Annotated in this window: 13 protein-coding genes and 1 tRNA gene; 8 read left to right on the top strand and 6 right to left on the bottom strand. The window is 68.9% G+C overall.

Annotated features, from left to right (window positions below; translation table 11 throughout):
• Positions 1–30: 30 nt before the first annotated feature.
• A tRNA-Lys gene (locus AC2IR1_RS22270) sits at positions 31–106 on the bottom strand.
• 139 nt (positions 107–245) lie between these two features.
• Here AC2IR1_RS22270 and dapF point away from each other — a divergent pair.
• From dapF to AC2IR1_RS22290, 4 genes are all read left to right on the top strand, one after another.
• Complete coding sequence (dapF, locus tag AC2IR1_RS22275; protein WP_486474162.1) at positions 246–1,085, top strand: diaminopimelate epimerase; 840 nt, start codon at positions 246–248, stop codon at positions 1,083–1,085.
• Positions 1,086–2,360: a tRNA (N(6)-L-threonylcarbamoyladenosine(37)-C(2))-methylthiotransferase MtaB gene (mtaB, locus tag AC2IR1_RS22280; protein WP_486474163.1), complete on the top strand. Its 1,275-nt coding sequence runs from the start codon at positions 1,086–1,088 to the stop codon at positions 2,358–2,360.
• Between the two features lie 316 nt (positions 2,361–2,676).
• Positions 2,677–3,303, top strand: a complete 627-nt coding sequence (locus AC2IR1_RS22285) for an FMN-binding negative transcriptional regulator (RefSeq protein ID WP_486474164.1) — start codon at positions 2,677–2,679, stop codon at positions 3,301–3,303.
• 95 nt (positions 3,304–3,398) lie between these two features.
• On the top strand, positions 3,399–4,010 hold the full coding sequence (locus AC2IR1_RS22290; protein ID WP_486474165.1) for a glutathione S-transferase family protein: 612 nt from the start codon (positions 3,399–3,401) through the stop codon (positions 4,008–4,010).
• A gap of 150 nt (positions 4,011–4,160) precedes the next feature.
• On the opposite strand, the gene AC2IR1_RS22295 is transcribed toward AC2IR1_RS22290, so the two are convergent.
• Complete coding sequence (locus tag AC2IR1_RS22295; RefSeq protein ID WP_486474166.1) at positions 4,161–4,847, bottom strand: outer membrane protein; 687 nt, start codon at positions 4,845–4,847, stop codon at positions 4,161–4,163.
• Positions 4,848–5,072: 225 nt separating this feature from the next.
• Between AC2IR1_RS22295 and petA the strand changes: the two genes are divergently transcribed.
• Genes petA through AC2IR1_RS22310 form a run of 3 tightly spaced genes read left to right on the top strand, consistent with a single transcriptional unit; the run spans position 5,073 to position 7,833 of the window.
• Positions 5,073–5,654, top strand: coding sequence for a ubiquinol-cytochrome c reductase iron-sulfur subunit (gene petA, locus AC2IR1_RS22300; protein ID WP_486474167.1), 582 nt, complete (start codon positions 5,073–5,075; stop codon positions 5,652–5,654).
• A gap of 14 nt (positions 5,655–5,668) precedes the next feature.
• Positions 5,669–6,994 carry a cytochrome b gene (gene petB, locus AC2IR1_RS22305; RefSeq protein WP_486474168.1) on the top strand — a complete coding sequence of 442 codons (1,326 nt, stop codon included), beginning with the start codon at positions 5,669–5,671 and terminating at the stop codon, positions 6,992–6,994.
• 17 nt (positions 6,995–7,011) lie between these two features.
• The gene (locus AC2IR1_RS22310) at positions 7,012–7,833 is read left to right on the top strand and encodes a cytochrome c1 (protein ID WP_486474169.1); all 822 of its coding nucleotides are present in this window, start codon (positions 7,012–7,014) and stop codon (positions 7,831–7,833) included.
• Between the two features lie 306 nt (positions 7,834–8,139).
• Here AC2IR1_RS22310 and pbpC read toward each other — a convergent pair whose 3' ends face one another.
• Together pbpC and AC2IR1_RS22320 are read right to left on the bottom strand one after the other, a co-directional pair.
• The gene (pbpC, locus tag AC2IR1_RS22315) at positions 8,140–10,206 is read right to left on the bottom strand and encodes a penicillin-binding protein 1C (RefSeq protein ID WP_486474170.1); all 2,067 of its coding nucleotides are present in this window, start codon (positions 10,204–10,206) and stop codon (positions 8,140–8,142) included.
• Complete coding sequence (locus AC2IR1_RS22320) at positions 10,203–15,680, bottom strand: alpha-2-macroglobulin family protein (protein WP_486474171.1); 5,478 nt, start codon at positions 15,678–15,680, stop codon at positions 10,203–10,205. The genes pbpC and AC2IR1_RS22320 overlap by 4 nt, the downstream gene beginning before the upstream one ends.
• A 164-nt stretch (positions 15,681–15,844) precedes the next feature.
• Between AC2IR1_RS22320 and AC2IR1_RS22325 the strand changes: the two genes are divergently transcribed.
• The gene (locus AC2IR1_RS22325) at positions 15,845–18,136 is read left to right on the top strand and encodes a response regulator (RefSeq protein WP_486474172.1); all 2,292 of its coding nucleotides are present in this window, start codon (positions 15,845–15,847) and stop codon (positions 18,134–18,136) included.
• Positions 18,137–18,347: 211 nt separating this feature from the next.
• On the opposite strand, the gene yaaA is transcribed toward AC2IR1_RS22325, so the two are convergent.
• Entirely contained in the window at positions 18,348–19,127 is a 780-nt protein-coding gene (gene yaaA / locus AC2IR1_RS22330; RefSeq protein ID WP_486474173.1) for a peroxide stress protein YaaA, read from the bottom strand.
• 99 nt (positions 19,128–19,226) lie between these two features.
• Positions 19,227–21,275 carry a DNA helicase RecQ gene (recQ, locus tag AC2IR1_RS22335; protein ID WP_486474174.1) on the bottom strand — a complete coding sequence of 683 codons (2,049 nt, stop codon included), beginning with the start codon at positions 21,273–21,275 and terminating at the stop codon, positions 19,227–19,229.
• Between the last annotated feature and the right edge of the window lie 43 nt (positions 21,276–21,318).

Here is a 21,318-nt window from a genome sequence, read left to right on the forward strand (position 1 = left end):
TGCTGCAAGAACGGGGCATTTTCTGGTAAGTGGTGAGCCGTGAAGGATTCGAACCTTCGACCCACTGATTAAAAGTCAGTTGCTCTACCAACTGAGCTAACGGCCCACTGTGGGCGCGTCTCTAAGGGTGTGGCGCGGGAGGGTCAAGCGCGAATCCGAAAAAAGATAACAGAAATGTTGCGCCCGCATGGCCCGGCCTGCCGGAGCGCCTTTTCAACAAGGGGCCGAGGCGCTATATCGCCGCAATGCAGAGTCAGGTTATCCCCACCGCCCTGCCGTTCATGAAGATGCACGGGCTGGGCAACGATTTCGTCGTGATCGATTCGCGGGGCCGCGAAGCGGTGACCACGCCCGCGCTGGCACGCGCCCTGGGCGATCGCCACCGTGGCGTCGGATTCGACCAGCTGGCGGAGATCCGGGACGGCGATCATTCTGATATCTCGCTGGATTTCTGGAACAGCGACGGCAGCCGCGCGGGCGCCTGCGGCAATGCCACCCGCTGCGTCGCGGCCTATATCATGGGCCAGACCGGCGCCGGGGCGATGACGATCCGCACCAGCCGTGGCCTGCTGAACGCCTGCCAGCTGAACGGAATCACCTGGGTCAACATGGGCCCGCCGCAACTGACCTGGGACGAGGTCCCCCTGGCCCGGGAGATGGAGGTCACCGCGCTGCCGCTGGCGGGCGATCCGGTGGCCGTCGGCATGGGCAATCCGCATTGCGTCTTCGTGGTGGAAGACGCCGAGGCGGTGCAAGTCACGGAAATCGGCCCGAAAATCGAACATGACCCGCTGTTTCCCGAGCGTACCAACGTGGAATTCGCCGAAGTGCGGTCGCGCAGCGAGGTCCGCATGCGGGTCTGGGAACGCGGCACCGGCGTGACCCTGGCCTGCGGGTCGGGCGCCTGTGCGACCGTGGTCGCCACCGCCCTGCGCGGCCTGACGGAACGCCGGGTGAAGATGGAACTGGACGGCGGCTGGCTGGAACTGGACTGGCGGGAGAACGGCGTCTGGATGGGCGGGCCGACCGCCCTGGTCTTCGACGCCGTCCTGAGCGAGGCCTTCCTCGCCGCCGTGGAGGCGTAAGTGACTGCCAATCCGCCGAAATTCGCGACACTGGGCTGTCGCCTGAACGCCTATGAGACCGAGGCGATGAAGGCCATGGCCGCCGAACATGGCGTGGGCAACGCGGTGATCGTCAACACCTGCGCCGTCACCGCAGAGGCCGTGCGCAAGGCCCGGCAGGACATCCGCAAGCTGCGCCGGGAAAACCCCGACGCCAAGCTGATCGTCACCGGCTGCGCGGCCCAGACCGAGCCGGAGACCTTCGCCAAGATGTCCGAGGTCGACCTGGTGATCGGCAATTCCGAGAAGATGAAGCCGGAGACATGGGCCGGCCTTGGCCCTGATTTCATTGGGGAAACCGAGCGGGTGCAGGTCGACGACATCATGTCGGTGACCGAAACCGCGGGCCACCTGATCGACGGGTTCGGCACGCGGTCCCGCGCCTATGTCCAGGTGCAGAACGGCTGCGACCACCGCTGCACCTTCTGCATCATCCCCTATGGCCGCGGCAATTCCCGCTCGGTCCCTGCGGGGGTGGTGGTGGACCAGATCAAGCGGCTGGTTCAGCAAGGATATCAGGAAGTTGTGCTGACGGGGGTCGATCTGACCTCCTGGGGGGCCGACCTGCCGGCAGAGCCGCGCCTGGGGGATCTGGTGATGCGCATCCTGCGGCTGACGGATGTGCCGCGCCTGCGGATCAGCTCGATCGATTCGATCGAGGCGGACGAGGCGCTGATGCAGGCCATCGCGACCGAACCGCGCCTGATGCCCCATCTGCACCTGAGCCTGCAGGCGGGCGACGACATGATCCTGAAACGGATGAAACGCCGCCACCTGCGTGACGATGCGATCCGCTTCTGCGAGGAGGCGCGCCGCCTGCGCCCCGAGATGACCTTTGGCGCCGACATCATCGCGGGCTTCCCGACCGAGACCGAGGAGATGTTTGCCAACTCCTTGAAACTGGTGGAGGAATGCGACCTGACCTGGCTGCATGTCTTCCCCTATTCCAAGCGCGAAGGCACGCCTGCGGCGAAGATCCCGACCCAGGTGAAGGGCCCCGCGATCAAGGATCGCGCCGCGCGTCTGCGAGCCCTGGGGGACAGGCAGGTGGCCCGCCACCTGGCTGCGCAGCAGGGCCGGACGCACCAGGTTCTGATGGAAAGCCCCCGCATGGGCCGGACCGAACAGTTCGCCGAGGTGCATTTCGACAGCGACCAGCCCGAGGGCCGGATCGTCGAGGCCAGGATTGGCGGCGTCGAGGGCATCCAGCTGCTGGGTGTCCCCACCCGGAGCTGACCAACGCACCGTAGGGCGGGAGACATCCCGCCTTCCTTTGGCCAGCCCCCCAAGTTCGCCCCCGACTTCGGGCGCGAACCTTACCTGAACCTTACCCCCAACGCCCCAACGTCGGTACTGCAGCGCGGCGAATCGGCCGTGAAAACCCGGGTTAACAGGGGAAAACCCGCCAAATCGGCACGTCGGTATCACGTCGGTATTACGTCGGTATCGCGGCGGTGCGGAAACCGGGGGCATGCCATCGTGAAGGCGGCGCACGGTGCTTGCGCCGCGCACCGCCCGCGCGCAGTCTGGCAGCCACAGAACGGAGACCCCGATGCACCCGAACCCCGCCTTCCGCCAGGCCAGCCGGGATCAGAACCTTGCCTTCGCCGCAGAGATCGGCGCGGGCCTGCTGACCCTGTCCACCGAGACCGCGCCGATCGCCGCCCAGGTGCCCTTTGCCCTGCATGATGGCGCGGCGATCCTGCACCTGGTCCGGTCCAACCCGGTGGCCCGCGCCGCCCCGGGCCCGGCCCGGCTGATCGTCACCGGGCCGCAGGGCTATATTTCCCCCGACTGGTACGGGATGGACCACCAGGTGCCGACCTGGAACTACGTGTCCGTCCATTTGCTGGGCCGGCTGGAGCCGCTGCCGCAGGAAGAGCTGCTGCCGGTGCTGGAGGCGCTGTCGGATACCTTCGAGACGCGGTTGCTGCCAAAGCCCGTCTGGAAGACCGCGAAGATGCCCGAAGAGCTGATGGCGCGCATGATGCGGCAGATCCAGCCCTTCCGGATGGAGATCGAGGCGGTCGAGGGCACCTGGAAGCTGGCCCAGACCAAGCCGGAGGAAGCCCGGCTGGCCGCCGCCGATGCCATGGCTGCCGCAGATACCACGGCTGACAGCCCCCTGGGCCTGGGGCTGGCCCGGCTTGCGGCCTGGATGCGGGATCCGCCCGCCTGATTGGGCCCGCTGACGGCACCCACTGGACGGGGGCCGGCCCGGCTCCTAGGGTTCGCCCGACCGCAGAAGGTGCCGACCGCAGCAGGAGCCCCCGGATGACCGACCTGACCCTCTTTTCCTCCCCGACCTCGCCATACGTGCGCAAGGTGCGCGTGCTGATCGCAGAGGCCGGGCTGAGCGCGCGCGTGACCGAGAAGGTGGTCGCGACCAATGCCTTCGACACCGATGCCGAGCTGGCGGCGGTGAACCCGCTGGGCCGGATCCCGGCCCTTGTGCGCAGTGATGCGCCGCTGATCTGCGACAGCCGGGTGATCTGCCGCTACCTCGACGACATTTGCGACGGGGGCTTCTACCCCTCGGACCGCCAGTGGGAGGTGCTGACGCTGGAAGCCCTGGCGGAAGGGATCCTCGACAGCTCCGTCAACATGGCCTACGAGGTCCGGCTGCGGCCGGAGGAGATCGTCTTCCAGAAGTGGCTGGACGCCCAGTGGGAGAAGATCGCCCGCACCCTGGATGCGCTGGAAGCGGATTGGGAGGAGGCCCTGGCGGCGCCGCTGGACGCGGGCCAGATCGCCCTGGGCTGCGCCATGGGCTACCTCGACTTCCGTCACGCCGCCCGGGGCTGGCGCGACGGCCATCCGAAGCTCTCCGCCTGGTACGAGGCGATCAGCGCCCGCCCCTCCTTCGCCGCCACCGCCCCGGCCTAGACCCGCACCATCCTGGACCTGCATCGGCCTGGACCTGCCCTGATCTGATTACCCCCGAAACGCGAAAAGGCCCGCCGATGGGCGGGCCTTTGGATGTCCGGTTCCTGGATGTTCGGTCCCCGGGCCGATGCCCGGCCCCGGAATGCGCGATCAGAACTGGAAGTTGACGCCGACGTTGACCGCATTGGTGAAGATGCGGGTGTCGAGGTTGCCGTCGCCTTCGAGATCGGTGTCGTTCTGCGACCAGGTGAACTGGTATTCGCTGAAGACCGACCACTTGTCGTTCAGAGGGTAGCTGACACCGGCGGTCAGGCGCGCGGCGGGGCCGGCCAGCTGGTAGCCGAAGGTATCGTCGCCGCCCGTCGGGGTGACCTCGACATGGGGGACGGCGATGCCGAGGCCGGCGCTGACGTAGGGGGTGGCGGTGCCCCAGGCCTCGGACCAGCGGCGCGACACGTTCGCGGTCAGGATGTTCAGGCCATCGGTGAATTCCAGGGTCGAGAAGCCGGCATCTGCCATGTCGTTCTCGTTCGCGTAGACCTTGTTGTGGGAGAATTCGAAGCCCCAGCCCCAGTCCTCGGGTTTCCACCAGGTGGCGCGCAGACCGTAGTAGGGCGGCATGGCGAAGCTCTTGCCATCCCAGCCGATCAGGTCGTTGAAGGAGGAGGTCGCATCGGGGCCGGACCCGTAGGTCCCCTTGACGCGGGAATGCGGTGCCGTCTGCCAGCCGCCGTAGAAGCTGAGCTCCACCTGGGCGGAGGCAGGCGCCGCGAAGAGCGCTGCCGCGAGGGCGATTGCGGAAATGCGGCCAAGGCGCGGTGCGGGATTCGGAATCATCTATGTCTCTCCGGGCGCGTACGAATGTCCAGCCCGACTTACACCCCCCGGGCAGGCGCCTCAAGCGCGACACTTCGGCGCCCTCTGTGTGCAGGGACCAACATATGCTAGACCTGTGGAAGTCAGGACGCTAAGAATCCGCGAGATAACAAAGGCGTGAAATGCTCATGCCGGACACATGTTTATCGCGACTGCCCAGCCGGGCCCAGGAGAGGAGCTAGGTACGTGTCCCACGCAGAAGATCACGAAGGCACCCGGAGGGACTTCCTCTATTACGCCACCGGCGGGGCGGCTGTCGTCGCAACCGGCGCTGTCGTATGGCCCCTGGTCAACCAGATGAACCCATCTGCCGATGTCCAGGCGCTGTCGTCCATCCGGGTCGATATTTCCGGTGTCGAAGAGGGCACCCAGCTGACGGTGAAGTGGCGCGGCAAGCCCGTCTTCATCCGCCGGCGTACGCAGGAAGAGATCGACATGGCGAACGAGGTCGACCCGGCCACGCTGCCCGATCCGGACGCGCGCAATTCCAACATCGAGGCCGGCGCGCCGGCCACCGATGCCAACCGTGCCCTGGCCCCCGCGGGCGCAGAGGGCAAGGCCGCCGAGGAATGGCTGGTCATGATGGGTGTCTGCACCCACCTCGGCTGTGTCCCCCTGGGCGAAAGCGGTGACTTCGGCGGCTGGTTCTGCCCCTGCCACGGCTCCCACTACGACACCGCGGGCCGCATCCGCAAAGGCCCGGCACCCGAGAACCTGCCCGTGCCCGTCGCCGCCTTCGACGGCGAGACCGAAATCGTCCTGGGCTGAGGGAGGAGAACCAAATGTCCGGCATTCCGCACGACCATTACGAACCGAAGACCGGCGCCGAGAAGTGGATCCACACTCGTCTGCCGATCGTGGGACTGATCTACGACACGATCATGATCCCGACGCCGAAGAACCTGAACTGGATGTGGATCTGGGGCATCGTCCTGGCCTTCTGCCTGGCGCTGCAGATCGTCACCGGGATCGTCCTGGTGATGCATTACACCCCCCATGTCGATTACGCCTTCCGGTCGGTCGAACACATCATGCGTGACGTGAACGGCGGCCACATGCTGCGCTATCTGCATGCCAACGGCGCCTCGCTGTTCTTCTTCGCCGTCTACCTGCACATCTTCCGCGGTCTCTACTACGGGTCCTACAAGGCCCCGCGGGAGATCACCTGGATCATCGGCATGATCATCTACCTGCTGATGATGGGCACCGGCTTCATGGGCTACGTCCTGCCCTGGGGGCAGATGTCCTTCTGGGGCGCCACGGTGATCACCGGCCTCTTCGGCGCGATCCCCTTCGTGGGCGAGGCGCTGCAGACCTGGCTGCTGGGCGGACCGGCGGTGGACAATGCCACGCTGAACCGCTTCTTCAGCCTGCACTACCTGCTGCCCTTCGTCATCGCGGGCCTGGTCATCGTGCACATCTGGGCCTTCCACAACACCGGCAACAACAACCCCACCGGCGTTGACCCGCGCAAGACCTCGAAGGCGGAAGCCGAGAAGGACACCCTGCCCTTCTGGCCCTACTTCGTGATCAAGGACTTCTTCGCCCTGGCGGTCGTCCTGGCGGTGTTCTTCGCCATCGTCGGCTTCATGCCGAACTACCTGGGCCACCCCGACAACTACATCGAGGCCAACCCCCTGGCGACGCCCGCGCACATCGTGCCCGAATGGTACTTCCTGCCGTTCTACGCGATCCTGCGGGCCTTCACCTCGGACGTGTGGATCGTGATGTTCTTCAACTGGATCACCGGGGGCATCATCGACGCCAAGTTCTTCGGCGTGCTGGCCATGTTCGGCGCCATCGTCGCCATGGCGCTGGTGCCCTGGCTGGACCGGTCGCGCGTGCGGTCGGGCCGCTACCGGCCGATGTTCAAGTGGTGGTTCGCGCTGCTCGCGCTCGACTTCATGGTGCTGATGTGGGCCGGGGCCATGCCGGCAGAGCCGCCCTACTCCACCATCTCGCTGATCGGAGCTACCTACTGGTTCGCCTATTTCTTCGTGATCCTGCCCCTGCTGGGCGTGATCGAACCGGCGCCCAGGAACATGCCCGCGACGATCGAGGAAGACTTCGACGCCCACTACGGCAAGCCCGCAGAGCCGGCCGAGTAAGCGAAAGGACAGAGATCATGATCAGGAAACTTTCCCTCTCTGCCCTGGCAGCCCTGGCGGTCACCGCCGGCGCCGCCACCGCGGCCGAGGAAGCGAGCCACATCCACGACGTGTCCTTCTCCTTCGAGGGGCCCTTCGGCAGCTACGACGAGAACCAGCTGCAACGCGGGCTGAAGATCTACACCGAGATCTGCTCCTCCTGCCACGGGCTGAAGTTCGTCCCCATCCGCACCCTGGCGGACGAGGGTGGGCCGCATATGCCCGAGGCAGAGGTGCGTGCCTATGCCGCCGCCTTCCCGGTGAACGACGAAGCCTCGAACATGGATCTTTACGACTATGACGAGGGCGCGGCCCGGGCCCTGACGGAGAACGACTTCTTCCCCGCCAACAACAGCCAGAACGCCCCGGACCTGAGCCTGATGGCCAAGGCCCGCGCGGCCTTCCACGGCCCGGCCGGGACGGGGATCAACCAGTTCTTCAAGGGCATCGGCGGGCCCGAGTACATCGTCGCCATCCTGACCGGCTACACCGGAGAGGAAAAGGTCCAGGCGGGTGTGACCTACTACGAGAACACCGCCTTCCCGGGCGGCTGGATCGCCATGGCCCCGCCGCTTTACGGCGAGGACGTGGAGTTCGACGACGGGCACAGCACCGAGCTGCACCACGAGGCCGAGGATGTCGCGGCCTTCCTGATGTGGACGGCGGAACCCAAGATGATGGCGCGCAAGCACACCGGCTTTGTCGCGGTCACCTTCCTGATCCTGCTGAGCTCGCTGCTGTACCTGACCAACAAGCGGATCTGGAAACCGGTGAAGAAGGCGGCCAAGGCCAAGGCCTGAACCGGCCCTCTTCGATGAAATGAGACCCCCGCCGGTGCAATCCGGCGGGGGTTTTTCTTGTCTGGGAGGGGGAGCGGGCAGAGGGGGCGCTGCCCCCGTCTCCTGCGGAGACTCCCCCGGAGTATTTTCAGCCATCGAATGCAAAGAAGAACTGCGACGGGCGGAGGTTTCCGCCACCGGGTCGACCGGGGGGACGGTTCGGCACCCGCCTGCTTCCATTCGATGGCTGAAAATACTCCCGCCGGAGGCATGGCCCGGTACGGGCCAACAGGGTTGGGCCAACAGCATCGGGGCAAGAGGGTCCGGTCAGTTCAGCCGGATCCTCGCGCGGGAGGAGCGGCCCTCGGCATCCACCACAGTCACATCGGTGAAGCCGGGGCCGAGGGCGGGCAGGAAGGCCTCTGCCCGGCGCTGCCCGGTCAGCACCGGGGCGCCGTTGATCAGCCAGGTGAAGGGCGGCGTGCCCCGGTCGACCCGCACCGGCAGGCTGCCCCCGCCAAGATCCAGCGTGGCGCCTTCGGGCGGAAAGGCCAGCCGGGGCGCGGAGGCATCGGCCATCAGCCCGTCCGCGCCGCGGCGGCGGAAGTGGCGCAGCGGCGGGGGCAGTTCACCCTGCGACAGCTGCAGCACCGTCGCGGGGGGCGGCGGCAGGGGGGTCGTCTGCGGGGCGATCCGCCCGAAGGCCTGGAAGAGCACCGGCGCCGCCAGGTCGCCGCCGAAGGCGCCGGGGACCGGGCTGCCGTCGGGCCGGCCGATCCAGACCCCCACCACATGCGCCCCGTCCCAGCCCAGGGCCCAGGCATCGCGGTGCCCGTAGGAGGTGCCGGTCTTCCAGGCGATGCGCCCGCGCGGGCCGCCATCCGGGGCCGGCAGTTCCGCCAGGATATGCTGCACCTGCCAGGCGGCCGCAGGCGAGAGGATGCGCTGCGACTGATCCTCAGCCTGGCCCCCTGCCTCCCCCTGGCGCCAGGACAGGGGCCGGGACTGCCCGCCTTCGGCGAGGCCGGCGTAGAGGGTCACCAGGTCTTCCAGCGTCACGCCGAGACCGCCCAGCGAAATGGCAAGGCCCGGGACCTCCCCCGGCAGGCTGGCCTCTACCCCGGCGCGGCGCAGCCCCGCCATGACATTCGCCGGGCCCAGGGCCTCCGTCAGGGCGACCACGGGCAGGTTGAGCGACAGTTGCAGCGCTTCGCGGACCGGGACGGGGCCCCGGAAGTGGCCATCGAAGTTCACCGGGCTGTAGCCGTCGAAATCGGTGGCGCGGTCGTCGATCAGGGTTTCGGGGTGGGCCAGGCCCGCGTCGAAGGCCAGGGCGTAGATCAGCGGTTTCAGTGTCGAGCCGGGCGAGCGGATGGCGCGGGTCATGTCGACGAAGCCATGCCCGCGATCGGCAAAGCCGCGCGAGCCCACGGAGGCCAGGATGCGGCCATCGCGGTGATCGGCCACGAGGATCGCCACCGACAGTTCGGACTGGCGCCCCTGCAGCGCGGCGCGGGCCAGGTCTTCCAGGCTGGATTGCAGCGCGGCATCGAGGGTGAGGTCATGGCGCCGCAGGTCCGGCGCCTCGGCCCGGGCGCGGTCGGTCAGGTGCGGGGCCAGCGCCGGGAAGGGCCTGCGGCCGCGCGGCACGCTGTCGCGCCGGGCGGCGCGGGCGGTGTCGGCATCTATCACGCCGGCGGCCTGCATGCGGTCCAGCACGCGGTTGCGCGCCGCTTCGGCGGCCAGGGGCGCGCGGTCGGGGCGGCGGGCCTCCGGCGATTGCGGCAGGGCGACCAGAAGGGCGGCCTCTGCCGGGGTCAGCCGGCCCGGTTCCTTGCCGAAATAGCTGAGCGTGGCGGCGCGGAGCCCTTCGAGGTTGCCGCCCATCGGGGCGAGTTCGAGGTAGAGCCCGAGGATCTGCGCCTTGGTCATCCGCCGTTCCAGCGCCAGCGCCACCCGCGCCTGGCGCAGCTTGCCCGCCCATTGCCCGGTGCCGCTTTCCTCCAGCAGGCGGGCGACCTGCATCGTCAGGGTCGAGCCGCCCGAAACCACCCGCCCGGCCCGCAGCGCCTGCGCCCCGGCGCGCAGCACCGCCAGCGGGTCGATCCCGTGGTGATCCCGGAACCGCCGGTCTTCGTAGGCGGTGAGCATGGAGAGATAGAGCGGATCCACCTGATCCGGAGAGAGCGCCAGCCGCCAGCGCCCGTCGGCCACGGTATAGGCGCGCAGCAGCTGACCGGCGCCGTCGCGCATTTCCACCGAGGTGTCGAGCGCGAGGGGCGGCAGCCGGGTGGCATCGACCCAGCGATCCAGCCCGTCGCGCGCCAGCCCGCCGGCCCAGAGCAGGACCGCCAGGCAGGCCAGCCAGCCGGCAGCGCGGCGCGGGCGCCTCATTCGGTGACCGTGATGCGCGATTCCCCGGTGTTGGCGCGGTAGCGGGGGCGGTACATGTCCTCCACCGAGGCGGCGGGAAGCAGGAAGTCGCCCGGGGTCACCGCACGCACCACGTAGGCCAGCGAGAAGGGTTTGTCGGAGCGCCAGTCGAGCGCGGCGAGGAAGCGGTCGGAGCGGAACTCCGCCATCTCGGTATCGACGGTTTCGAGCCAGTCGAGCGCGGCGATATCGCCGGAGCCGAGCATCCGGGGGTTGTCGATTTCAAACCCGGCGGGCAGCGGGTCGGAGACCATGAGCCGGGCGCCTGCCTCTTCGAAGGGGGTGACGCGCAGCACCACGACGAGCCGGTCGCCGGAGCGCGTTTCGGTGGGCGAGACCTCCTGCCCCTGGTGGGTGTAGTAGCTGCGGGTGATGGCATAGCCGTAGCCGCCGGACTGCAGTGGCCCGGAGGGGACGCCGATGGTGGTGAGGGTCAGGTCGGTGGCACGGCTTCCCTGGTTCGCGATGTCCAGCGGGTCGGGGGCAGCGCCCGGCAGGGTGCGCACGAAGGTGCCCACGGGCTGTCCGTCGACGGAGAGGCCCGAGGCGGTGGGATCCTGCAGCAGGGCGGAGGAGGCCATCAGCGTCCAGGCGCTTTCCTGGGTGGAGAGCGGGCCCTCGTGCCGGGCCAGCTGCTGTGCCAGGCCGTCCCGATCCACCGCCTGGGTCCCGGCCTCTGCCGCGAGGGCCAGCAGGCCCGCCGTGTCGCGGTAGGAGGTGCCGAAGTCGGAGCGGATGAGCCGGGCTTCGGCCGTGCCGGTCCCCGCGCCCGCAGCGATCGCCTTGCGGAAGAGCGCGTCGGCGCGGGACTGGTCACCGTAGAAGGCCAGCGCCGTGCCCAGCTGGGCCTGGGCCAGCGGGGTCGCGAAATCATCCGCCTTCACGTCGGCATAGTAGCGCAAGTCGCCCATGGCGGCGCTGCCTTCGCGGGCGAGCACCATGAGCTGATAGGCCAGGGCCTGACCGCCGCCGTTGGTGTCCTCTTCGAAGTCGGGGGCGAAGTTGACCTGGTTGCGCAGGTTGTCCAGCGCCCGCAGTAAGGCGGCATCGGGCACCGCGTAGCCGGCCTGGCGCGCGCGCGACAGGAAGTCGGTCACATAGGCATCCAGCCAGGGCGTGCCATCGGACCCGGGCCAGAGCCGGAAGGCGCCGGAGGCTTCCTGGCGGGACAGCACGGTGGAGATCGCATCGGTGATCCGGGTGGCGACCCTTTCGCCGGTCACCAGGCCCAGCTGGTCGGCCACCGGCGCCAGCGACAGCAGCGGCATGGCCTTGGAGGTGACCTGTTCGGTGCAGCCGTAGGGGTACTGATCCAGCAGGGAGAGCACGCCCGGCACATCCAGCCGCGCCAGCACGCCGGAGGAGATCACCGCATGGGCCGTCGCCGGATCGAAGCCGTCGAAGGCATCGGCGTTCAGGGTGAAGGTGCTGCCCGCCGCCAGGTCGAAGCGCCGGGTGACCGCGACCTGGGGCGTGTTGCGCCGCACCGGCAGGGTGAGCTGTTTCGACAGGGCGCGGCCGTCGGGCGTGGTCAGGGTGACGGTGACGGGGAAGTCGCCTTCACTCGCCGCCGTGACGGGCAGGCGGAAGCGCGCGGTGGCCCCTTCGGTCAGGGTGAAGGGCGCGGGCTGGGCGCCCAGGGTCAGCCCCGGCGCCGTGACCTGCAGCTGCATCTGCCCGGTGGGGCCGGTGGCATGGACCGCTTCCAGCAGCACCTGGGCCGTGTCACCCGGGGCCAGGAAGTTCGGCAGGGAGGTGGTGACGACGACCGGATCACGCACCAGCAGGTCCGCTTCGGCGGAGCCGGTGCCCGTCGCGCTCCAGGCGAGGGCCATCAGGCGCAGGGTGCCGTTGAAGGCGGGGATGTCGAAGCTGCCGGAGACGGTGCCGTCGGCGGCGACGGGGATGGGGCCTGAGAACCAGGTCACCAGGTCTTCGGTCGGCGGCGGCGAGGCAAAGCCCGTGCCGCCCGCCGCATCCCCGCCGGAGCGCAGGCGCCCCATCTCCCCCTGGGTGGGGTCGATCAGGCGACCGTAGAGATCGCGGATTTCCATCCCCAGCCGCCGCTGGCCGAAGTAATGCGCCTGCGGGTCGGGGGTGCGGAACCCGGTGAGGTTCAGGATGCCGAGGTCGACGGCGGCAAGGGTCACGTAGGCCTGCTCCCCCGGGGTCACGCCCGAAACGGTCAGCTCCGCGGTGAAGCTGCCGCGCGGATCTGCCTCCGGCGGGGTGTCGAAGGCGACGGAGAGCGCCCGGGCCCCGGGATCGACGGAGGTATAATCGAGACCCAGAGCACGGGCCGGGTTCTGCCCCTGGTCGATATCCATGGGCCTGAGCACGGTGGCGGTGACATAGGCCCCCGCGCCCCAGTCGGCGGTGACATCAAGCGGCACGATGTTTTCACCCCGGGTGACCGGCACGACCTTCATGTCGATCATCCGGTTCGACATGACGGAAACGAGCGCCGTCCCATCGTAGCGCGGCACCAGCCGCAGTTGCGCGGTGTCGCCGGGCGCGTAGCTGTCGGCATCCAGCGACAGTTCCAGCGTGTCGGGTGTCGCCGTGGGATCTGCGGGCACGTACCAGCCGGCATAGAAATCGACGGAGGCCACGGTGCGGTCATTGTCGCGCGCCTCGACCACCAGTTCGTAACGCCCCCAGTCGACCGCGCCTGCCACGGTGACCGGATCGGCCCCCAGGGTGGCGGTGCCGGAGGCGACCTCGGTCCGGGTGGTGAAGCTTTCCCATTCCCAGGAGCCCCACTGGTTGTACCACTGGTACCGGGTGCGGACGCGGTTGAGGCGCCAGACGACCTCCATCCCCGTGGGCTGCAGGCCCGCGTCGAAGGCCGAGAGCTGGAACGCTGCCTCGCCGCCTTCGGGGACGACGCCGTCGAACTGCGGCCGGATGCCCAGGAAGGGTTCGGCGGGAAGCACGGTCTGCGTCAGGCGCCGTTCAACGGGCCGGCCGGAGCCTTCGTGGATGCTGGCGGTCAGGGTCATCGTGGCCGGCATCGGCACGTCCTGGGCGTAGCCGTCGAAGGTGACGGGCAGGCGGGTCAGGCCGGTTTCATCGGTTTCGCTGCGGTCGAAGTAGAAGCGTTCGGGGCTGTTTTCGCCGTCATGCAGGCCGAAGTGGTAGCCCGGCAGGGCCTCCAGCGTGGTGGCGGGGCGCAGGACGTAGCTGCCGAAGACGTCGAGCCCGGCCCCCGGCGCCCCGAAGAGGTAGCGCGCCTGGACCGAGAGGTCGCGGGCATCCACCAGGGACATCGGCCCCTCGCCGGTCAGCGAAAGGTCGGCGTCGATGCGTTCGGGCAGGAAATCTTCGACCAGGACGGTGCGGGTGGCCAGCGGGGCGGCGTCGAGATCGGATTTCACCGACAGGCGCCAGGTGCCGCGCGGCACGGTGGGGGCCACCGGGAAGGCAAAGACATAGCCGCCCGCATCGCCCGAAGACAGCGTTTTGCGGGCGTATTCCACCCCGTCGGGCCGGGTCAGGATCGCCGTCACCGGCAGGCCGTCGATGGCCTGGGCGACCCCGTCGCGGGCCAGGGCCGTCAGGTGGATGGTTTCCCCCGCACGGTAGGCGCCACGGTCGGTCGCCAGGAAGACGTCGATCGCCCCCGCGGGTTCACGCCCGGCGACCCCGCGATCCGACAGGTCGAAGGCGGGCGAGGTCAGGGAGAGGAAGGCCATGTCGCGCACCCCGCCGTCCTGCGAAAAATCCTGGGCCAGCAGCAGGGCGGGCGCGGCGCCGCCGGTCCCGCGCAGGAGCCCCGGGGCAAAGCTGGCGATGCCTTCGTCATCGGTTTCGGCGGTGCCCAGGACCTCGTTTGCGCTGGCCAAGAGCGACAGGGTCACCCCCGGTTTCGGCCCCGCGTCCGACAGCCCCCGCACGATGGCATGCAGCCCGTCCGCCCCGGACCAGCTGGTCATCCCGAGGTCGGAGACGATGAACCACTGGGTTGCCGGATCGTAGTCCCATTCGTCCTGGTCCGGCACGACGGCGCGCAGGGCGTAGACCCCGGGGGCCTGGCCCGCCAGCGCCTCGTCCAGGGGCAGGCGCGTCGTGACTTCCACGTTCGGATCCTTGCGGATCAGCCCCTCCCCCGTCCAGACTTCGGTCGCGACCTCGGTCGAGAGGTCATCAAGCTCCCACCCGTAGATCTGGCGGCCGAACATGTCGTCCTGAATGCTGCGCAGGATGTTGCGATCCGTCACCCGGTAAAGCGTGAGGTCGAGCCGGTCGAGGTTGACCGTTTCCACCGGCAGCGCGGCCCCCGCCCCGGAGGCCAGCACATAGCCGCGCCCGGGGAAATGCACCTGGGGATCGCGGTCGGGAATCGTGAAGGTGACGTCATGGGCATCGGCCAGCGCCTCCCCCGCGCGGGAGGGCAGACCGGCGCGGAGAGTGACGGTATAGCGGTAGCCATGGGTGCCGCCGGTGATGCAGAGCTCCCGGCCCTCGGCCTCGACCGCCATGGTGCTGTCGGGTAGCTGGACATAGTCGGCGTAATCCACCCCGGTCTTTGCCAGCGGTTCGGACATCTGGATGCAGGTGCGGGGCAGGGCCGAGCTGCTGTCGACCTCGTACTCCTCGACCGAGAAACCGTAGAGCCCGTTGGCCCGTTCCAGCGCCTGGGCGATGTCGCGGCGCGGCGAAAGGCCGGTGGCGAGGCGCAGGACGGGGATCATCGCCTCTCCGTAGCCGTTTTCCTCGAACGCGCGGGCCATGACGAAGAGGGCGTTGGCGCGGGCGGCCTCCGTCCCGGCCCGCAGGTAGGCGTTGATCGCGGCGGGCAGGGCGCGGCGGCGGTAGGCGCGCTGCTGGGCGCTGTCGCCGGGGTTTGCCTGCAGCAGCAGGTCGGCGTAGTCGGCCCAGTCGGTGGCCGCGTCGGAGGCCGCGGCGGCCGCCCCGGTCAGCCGCAGGGCCGCCAGGGTATCGCCCTGGCTGCGCGACGCGCCGGCGAGCTGGCGCAGCAGTTCGGCGCGGGCATCGCCAGCCGGGTGATACCAGGAAATCCGCAGCGCGAGGTCGCGGGCGTCGTCCAGGCGGCTGTCGGTGACCACCTGGCGCACCTCCGACAGGCGCATCGCGGCCAGGTCCCGGGCGGCCTGGGGCAGGTCGATCATCCGGGCGGAATAGGCACCGTCATAGTCCGAGGTCCCCGTGACGGAGGATTTCGGGAAGCAGGAGTTGTTGCGCGTGTTGAAGGTGAGCCCGGTGCAGTCCTCATCGGCCAGGCAGGCGTTGCGACAGGCGGAAATGGTCGTATCGAAGAGCTGTTGCAGGTCGGTGCCGGCCATGTCGGTATCCGGGTAGACGATCATCCGTCGATCCGGCAGCGCGTCCTGTGCCTCCTGTGCCAGGGCGGGAGCGAGGGAGAGAAGCCCCGCAAGGGCCCCCGAAGCGATCGTGGCCAGGAAACGGGTCATCTGCAAACTCCTTCAAGCAACATCCCGAACCTGCCCGCCCCCTCCCCCCGGGGCAAGGATTCTGTGCCTTCTCCTCAATTTCTAAACGGTTTTTTCACCCCCCCGTCACAGGCTGCCGATGCGGGCCGGAAGACGGCCCGGGACGCCAGTACGGAGAACCGGCCATGAGCCTGGCCAGCAAACTCGCGGAGGAACGCCGCGCACGCCTCGCGGCGGAGCGCCTGCTGGAACTGAAGCAGGCGGAGCTGCATGCAGCCAACCGCAAGCTGGGCCGTCACGCAAAGCTGCTGTCGGAACAGATCCACGAGAAGCGGGCGGAGGTCGAGGCCGTGCTGGGCGCCCACGAGAAGGTCAAATCCGACCTGGACGTCGCCCATCAGCGCATCGCGGTGGCCGAACGCCGGCTGTGGCTGTCGATCGAGACGATCCCCGACGGCTTTGCCTTCTGGGACAGCGACGGGCGGATGATCGCGGCCAACAAGGCCTGGATCAGCGTCTTCGACGGGCTGGAGGAAATCGCGCCGGGTGTCACCTACATGCGGTTGCTGCAGCTGGCGACGGAGGAAGGCGTGATCGACATCGGCGACACCGCCCCGGTCGACTGGCGTCAGCAGATGATGGCACGCTGGCAGGGCCCCGCGCCGGACCCGCGGGTGATCCGGCTGTGGAACGGGCAATACGTCAAGCTGCTGGATCAGCGCGGCCATGACGGGGACGTGGTGACGCTGGCGCTGAACATCACCTCCACCGTGCGCTACGAACGCCGCCTGCGGGAGGCGCGCCAGCGGGCGGAGGCCGCCAATCGCGCCAAGTCCACCTTCCTTGCGAACATGAGCCACGAGATCCGCACGCCGATGAACGGCGTCGTCGGCATGGCGGATCTGCTGGCCGATACCGAGATGACGGAGGAACAGCGGCTTTACGTCGACACGATCCGCAATTCGGGCGAGGCGCTGCTGGTGATCATCAACGACGTGCTGGACTATTCGAAGATCGAGGCGGAGCGGCTGGAGTTGCACCCCGTGCCCTTCGATCTGGAGCGTTGCATCCACGAGGTCGTGCTGCTGCTGCGGCCCACGGCGCGGGAAAAGGGGCTGTCGCTGCTGATCGACTTCGACCTGTTCACGCCGACGGGGTTCATCGCCGACCCCGGGCGGATCCGGCAGGTGCTGACCAACCTGGTGGGCAATGCGGTGAAATTCACCAACCACGGCCATGTCCTGATCCGGGTGGTGGGCCTGCCCCGGCCCGAGGGCGACCGGGTCGACGTCACCGTCACGGTGGAGGACACCGGGATCGGCATCGCGCCGGACAAGGTCGGCATGATCTTCGGGGAGTTCAACCAGGTGGAGGCCGACAACACCCGCCAGTTCGAGGGCACAGGCCTGGGCCTGGCGATTTCGGAACGGCTGGTGCGGCTGATGGGCGGGCGGATCTGGGTCGACAGCGAGCTGGGCGCGGGATCGGCCTTCGGTTTCCGCATCACCCTGCCGCTGGCCGAGGGCGCGGGCCCCCGCCACGAGGCGGAGCCGATCGCGGAGCTGGGCCGGGTTCTGGTGGTCGACGACAACGAGCTGCAGCGCGACATCCTGGAAAAGCAGCTGCAGGTGCTGGGCGCGGAGGTCGTCAGCTGCCGCAGCGGGGCCGAGGCGCTGGCGCGGCTCGACGGCGCGGACCTTGTGGTGACCGATCACAACATGCCCGGGATGGACGGGATGGAGCTGGCCGAGGCGATCCGCGAGGCGGGATCGCAGGTGCCGGTCATCCTCTTCACCCCGGCGGTGCATTTCGCCGAGGCCGATCCGGCGCGGCGGCACCTGCAGGCAGTGCTGCAGAGCCCCTGCCTGAGGGACGATTTCTTCGACGTGCTGCGGGGGCTGGGCGGATTGCGCGGGCCGGGCGACGCGGCGCCGGAGGCGGAAACGGCGGAAAGCCCCCCGGACGCCCCACCCCTGCCCGAACCCCGCGGCCGCCGGGCCGCAAGGGTGCTGGCCGCGGAGGACAACCGCACCAACCGGCTGGTCTTCGGCAAGATGCTGGCACAGGCGGATATCGAACTGCGCTTCGCCGAGAACGGGGCGGAGGCCGTGGCCCTGCACGAAAGCTTTGCCCCCGACCTGATCTTCATGGACATCTCGATGCCCGGGATGGACGGCAAGGAGGCGACCCGGCAGATCCGCGCGGCGGAGGCGGCGGGCGACACCCATGTGCCGATCATCGCCATGACCGCCCATGCGCTGGACGGCGATGCCGAACGCTTCCTGGCGGAGGGAATGGATCACTACCTGTCCAAGCCGCTGCGCAAGGCGGACCTGCTGGACACGCTGGCGGCCTTCACCCCGCCGGAGCTGCGCCCGCCCTACCACGCGCCGGAGCTGCGCCCGCCCTACCACGCGCCGGAGGGTGAAAGCTGGGCCGAGGAACCCCGGGCCGAGGCGCCTTCCGAAGCCGGCTAGGGGGCGCTGCCCCGCCCGCCTGCGGCGGTCCCCCCGGAGTATTTGGGGCCCAGTGAAAGAGCGGGGCCGTGCCCGGCTGGGTGGCGGACGTTCGCAAAGGGGGGTTTGGCACGCTCGGGAATGCGAAAGGAGGCCGCCCTTGCGGCACGGCCTGCTCTTTCACTGGGCCGAAAATACTCCCGCCGGAGGCACCGCCCGGAACGGTCGCTCTTCAGGCCGCCATCGCCTCCGCGTCGCGCAGGAAGACCAGCTCGGTCTCGGAGGAGCGGGCGGGCTGGAAGTGGTAGCCGCCGGTGTCGAATTCGGCCAGGCCTTCGGGGGTGGTCAGCCGGCGGGTGATGGCGAAACGGGCCATGGCACCACGGGCGCGCTTGGCGTTGAAGGAAATGACCTTTTCCGCGCCGTTCTTCACGTCGAGGAAGACCGGGGTGACGACACGCAGGCCCAATGCCTTCAGGTCCACCGCCCCGAAATATTCCTGGGAGGCGCAGTTGACCAGGGTGTCGGTGCCAAGGGCCTCGGCCTGGGATTTCAGCGCGCGCGCGATCTTGTCGCCCCAGAACTGGTAGAGGTTGCCGCCGCGCGCGGTCTTCAGGCGCGTGCCCATTTCCAGCCGGTAGGGCTGCATCCCGTCGAAGGGCCGCAGCACGCCGTAGAGGCCCGAGAGGATGCGCAGGTGATCCTGGGCGAAGGCCAGTTCCTCTGCATCCAGCGAACCCGCGTCGAGGCCCTGGTAGGTGTCCCCGGCAAAGGCGTGGATGGCCGGGCGCAGCTGGTCGGGCGCGGGATCTTCGGCGTAGTCGCGGTAGCGGTCGTAGTTCAGTTTCGAGAGGCTGTCGGAGAGGGACATGAGCTTGGCGATCTCGGGGATCGACTTTTCGCGCATCACGCCGATCAGTTCGGCACTGTCGGCCAGGAAGGGCGGCGTGGTCAGCGCGGTGTCCCTTTCGGTCCAGTCGAGTTTCTTCGCGGGCGAGACGGCGATCAGCATGTTTGTTCCCCTTACAGTCCTGCCCCTCAGATAACGGGTTCGGCGCCGAGGTCCAGCCCCGGATGCCCCGAACGCGACGTCCCTTTTCAGGCGTGCTCCTCAGGCGTCTTCGCGCAGAACGTCGAGGAAGGCGGCGCCGAAGCGTTCGGCCCGGCGGTCACCCAGGATCCGGGCCAGCTGACCGGGATCGGCGGGGCGTGCTTCGGCCACCTTCGCGATCAGCGAGGCGGAGCAGGACAGCGGCTTGTCCATGCCTTCGGGACCGCGCGCCAGCTCCTGGGACACCGCCATCAGCCGGTCGTAGAGCGCGCCCGCGCCGTCCCGGGCGGCAAGCCGGGCGCGTTTCGGGTGCAGCTGTTCCACCGCGCCGGTGATCACCTCGAGGAAGGTCGCCCCATAGGCGGAGAGCTTTTTCGCGCCGATGCCGGTGATGCCACCCATTTCGTCGAGGCTCTGGGGTTTCACCTCTGCCATCTCGATCAGGGTGCGGTCGTTGAAGATCACGTAGGCGGGCACGCGGGCCTCTTCGGCGAGCGCGCGGCGTTTGGCCTTGAGCGCCGACAGCAGGGGTTCGTCCTCTTCCGAGACCAGCGTTTTGGCCGCCGGGCGGCGGTTGGCGCGGGCGGCGGCGATGCTGTCGCGGCGCAGGCGGATCGTTTCCTCCCCCCGCAGGATGGGGCGGGCGGCTTCGGTCATGAAGAGCGCGCCGTGGCGTTCGCCGTTGGGGCGGATCAGGTCATGGCCCTGCATCTGCCGGAAGATCGCCTGCCATTCGGCCTTCTTGAACTCCGTCCCCACGCCGAAGGTGGGCAGGCGGTCGTGGCCGCGTTCGCGGATCTTGTCGGTTTCGGTCCCGGTGAGGATGTCGATCAGGTGGCCCGCGCCGAACCATTCCTCGGTCCGCAGGATGGCGGAGAGCGCCTTGCGCACGGCTTCGGTGCCGTCGAAGGTTTCGGGCGGACGGTCGCAGAGGTCGCAATTGCCGCAGTGTTCGCAGGTCTCGCCGAAGTATTTCAGCAGGGTGGCGCGGCGGCAGTCCAGCGCCTCGGCTAGGCCCAGCAGGGCGTTGAGGCGGGCGTGGTCGGCGGCGCGGCGTTCGGGGGGCGCGAGGCCCTCGTCGATCTGGGCGCGGCGCAGGCGGATGTCATCGGCCCCGAAGAGCGTCAGCGTTTCGGCAGGCGCGCCATCGCGGCCCGCGCGGCCGATTTCCTGGTAATAGGCCTCTATCGACTTGGGCAGGTCGGAATGGGCGACCCAGCGGATGTCGGGCTTGTCGACGCCCATGCCGAAGGCCACCGTGGCCACGACGATCAGCCCGTCTTCCTGCTGGAACTGCAGCTCGGCCTCGCGCCGGGCGTCGGGCTCCATCCCGCCGTGGTAGTGGATCGCGCGCATCCCGGCCTCTCGCAGGGCGCCGGCAATGCTTTCGGTGCGGGCGCGGGTGCCGCAGTAGACGATGCCGGACTGGCCGCGCCGGGCCGCGGCGAAATCGAGGATCTGGCGGCGGGGCGAATTCTTGGCCGCGAAAGCCAGGTGGATGTTGGGACGGTCGAAGCCACGCAGGAAGCTTTGCGGCTGCTCCCCGGCAAACAGACGACGAACGATTTCCTGCTGGGTTTCCTCATCCGCGGTGGCGGTGAAGGCCGCGAGCGGCACGTCCAGCGCCTCCCGCAGCTCACCGATGCGCAGGTAGTCGGGGCGGAAGTCGTGGCCCCACTGGCTGACGCAGTGGGCTTCGTCCACGGCGATGAGGGAGACATTGATGCGGTGCAGCATGTCCCGCGCCCCGGCGGAGGCGAGGCGTTCGGGCGCGAGGTACAGAAGCTTCAGCGTGCCCGCTTCCAGCGCGGCCCAGACCGCGTCCGTCTCTTCCTCGGTATTGCCGGAGGTGAGCGCGCCTGCCTCCACCCCCGCTTCGCGCAGGGCGCGGACCTGGTCGCGCATCAGGGCGATCAGGGGGGAGATGACGACGGTCACGCCATGGCGGATCAGCGCCGGAAGCTGATAGCAGAGCGACTTGCCGCCGCCGGTGGGCATGATGGCGAGGGTGTTCTGACCGGAGGCCACGGCCTCCACGATCTCACGCTGGCCAGGGCGGAAGGCGTCGAATCCGAATACCTCACGCAGCAGCGTGTCTGCCTCTGCCATGTCCTGCCCCTGTTTCGCGTGAACAGGGGACACCATCCCATAT

This window comes from Pseudooceanicola sp. NS-SX8, assembly GCF_057380755.1.

Bases quoted from the DNA above. Each gene is read 5' to 3' on its own strand.
- AC2IR1_RS22320 (WP_486474171.1), bottom strand. From the start codon at position 15,680: ATGACCCGTTTCCTGGCCACGATCGCTTCGGGGGCCCTTGCGGGGCTT.
- AC2IR1_RS22290 (WP_486474165.1), top strand. From the start codon at position 3,399: ATGACCGACCTGACCCTCTTTTCCTCCCCGACCTCGCCATACGTGCGC.
- AC2IR1_RS22325 (WP_486474172.1), top strand. From the start codon at position 15,845: ATGAGCCTGGCCAGCAAACTCGCGGAGGAACGCCGCGCACGCCTCGCG.
- recQ (WP_486474174.1), bottom strand. From the start codon at position 21,275: ATGGCAGAGGCAGACACGCTGCTGCGTGAGGTATTCGGATTCGACGCC.
- AC2IR1_RS22285 (WP_486474164.1), top strand. From the start codon at position 2,677: ATGCACCCGAACCCCGCCTTCCGCCAGGCCAGCCGGGATCAGAACCTT.
- AC2IR1_RS22310 (WP_486474169.1), top strand. From the start codon at position 7,012: ATGATCAGGAAACTTTCCCTCTCTGCCCTGGCAGCCCTGGCGGTCACC.
- AC2IR1_RS22295 (WP_486474166.1), bottom strand. From the start codon at position 4,847: ATGATTCCGAATCCCGCACCGCGCCTTGGCCGCATTTCCGCAATCGCC.
- yaaA (WP_486474173.1), bottom strand. From the start codon at position 19,127: ATGCTGATCGCCGTCTCGCCCGCGAAGAAACTCGACTGGACCGAAAGG.
- dapF (WP_486474162.1), top strand. From the start codon at position 246: ATGCAGAGTCAGGTTATCCCCACCGCCCTGCCGTTCATGAAGATGCAC.
- petB (WP_486474168.1), top strand. From the start codon at position 5,669: ATGTCCGGCATTCCGCACGACCATTACGAACCGAAGACCGGCGCCGAG.
- pbpC (WP_486474170.1), bottom strand. From the start codon at position 10,206: ATGAGGCGCCCGCGCCGCGCTGCCGGCTGGCTGGCCTGCCTGGCGGTC.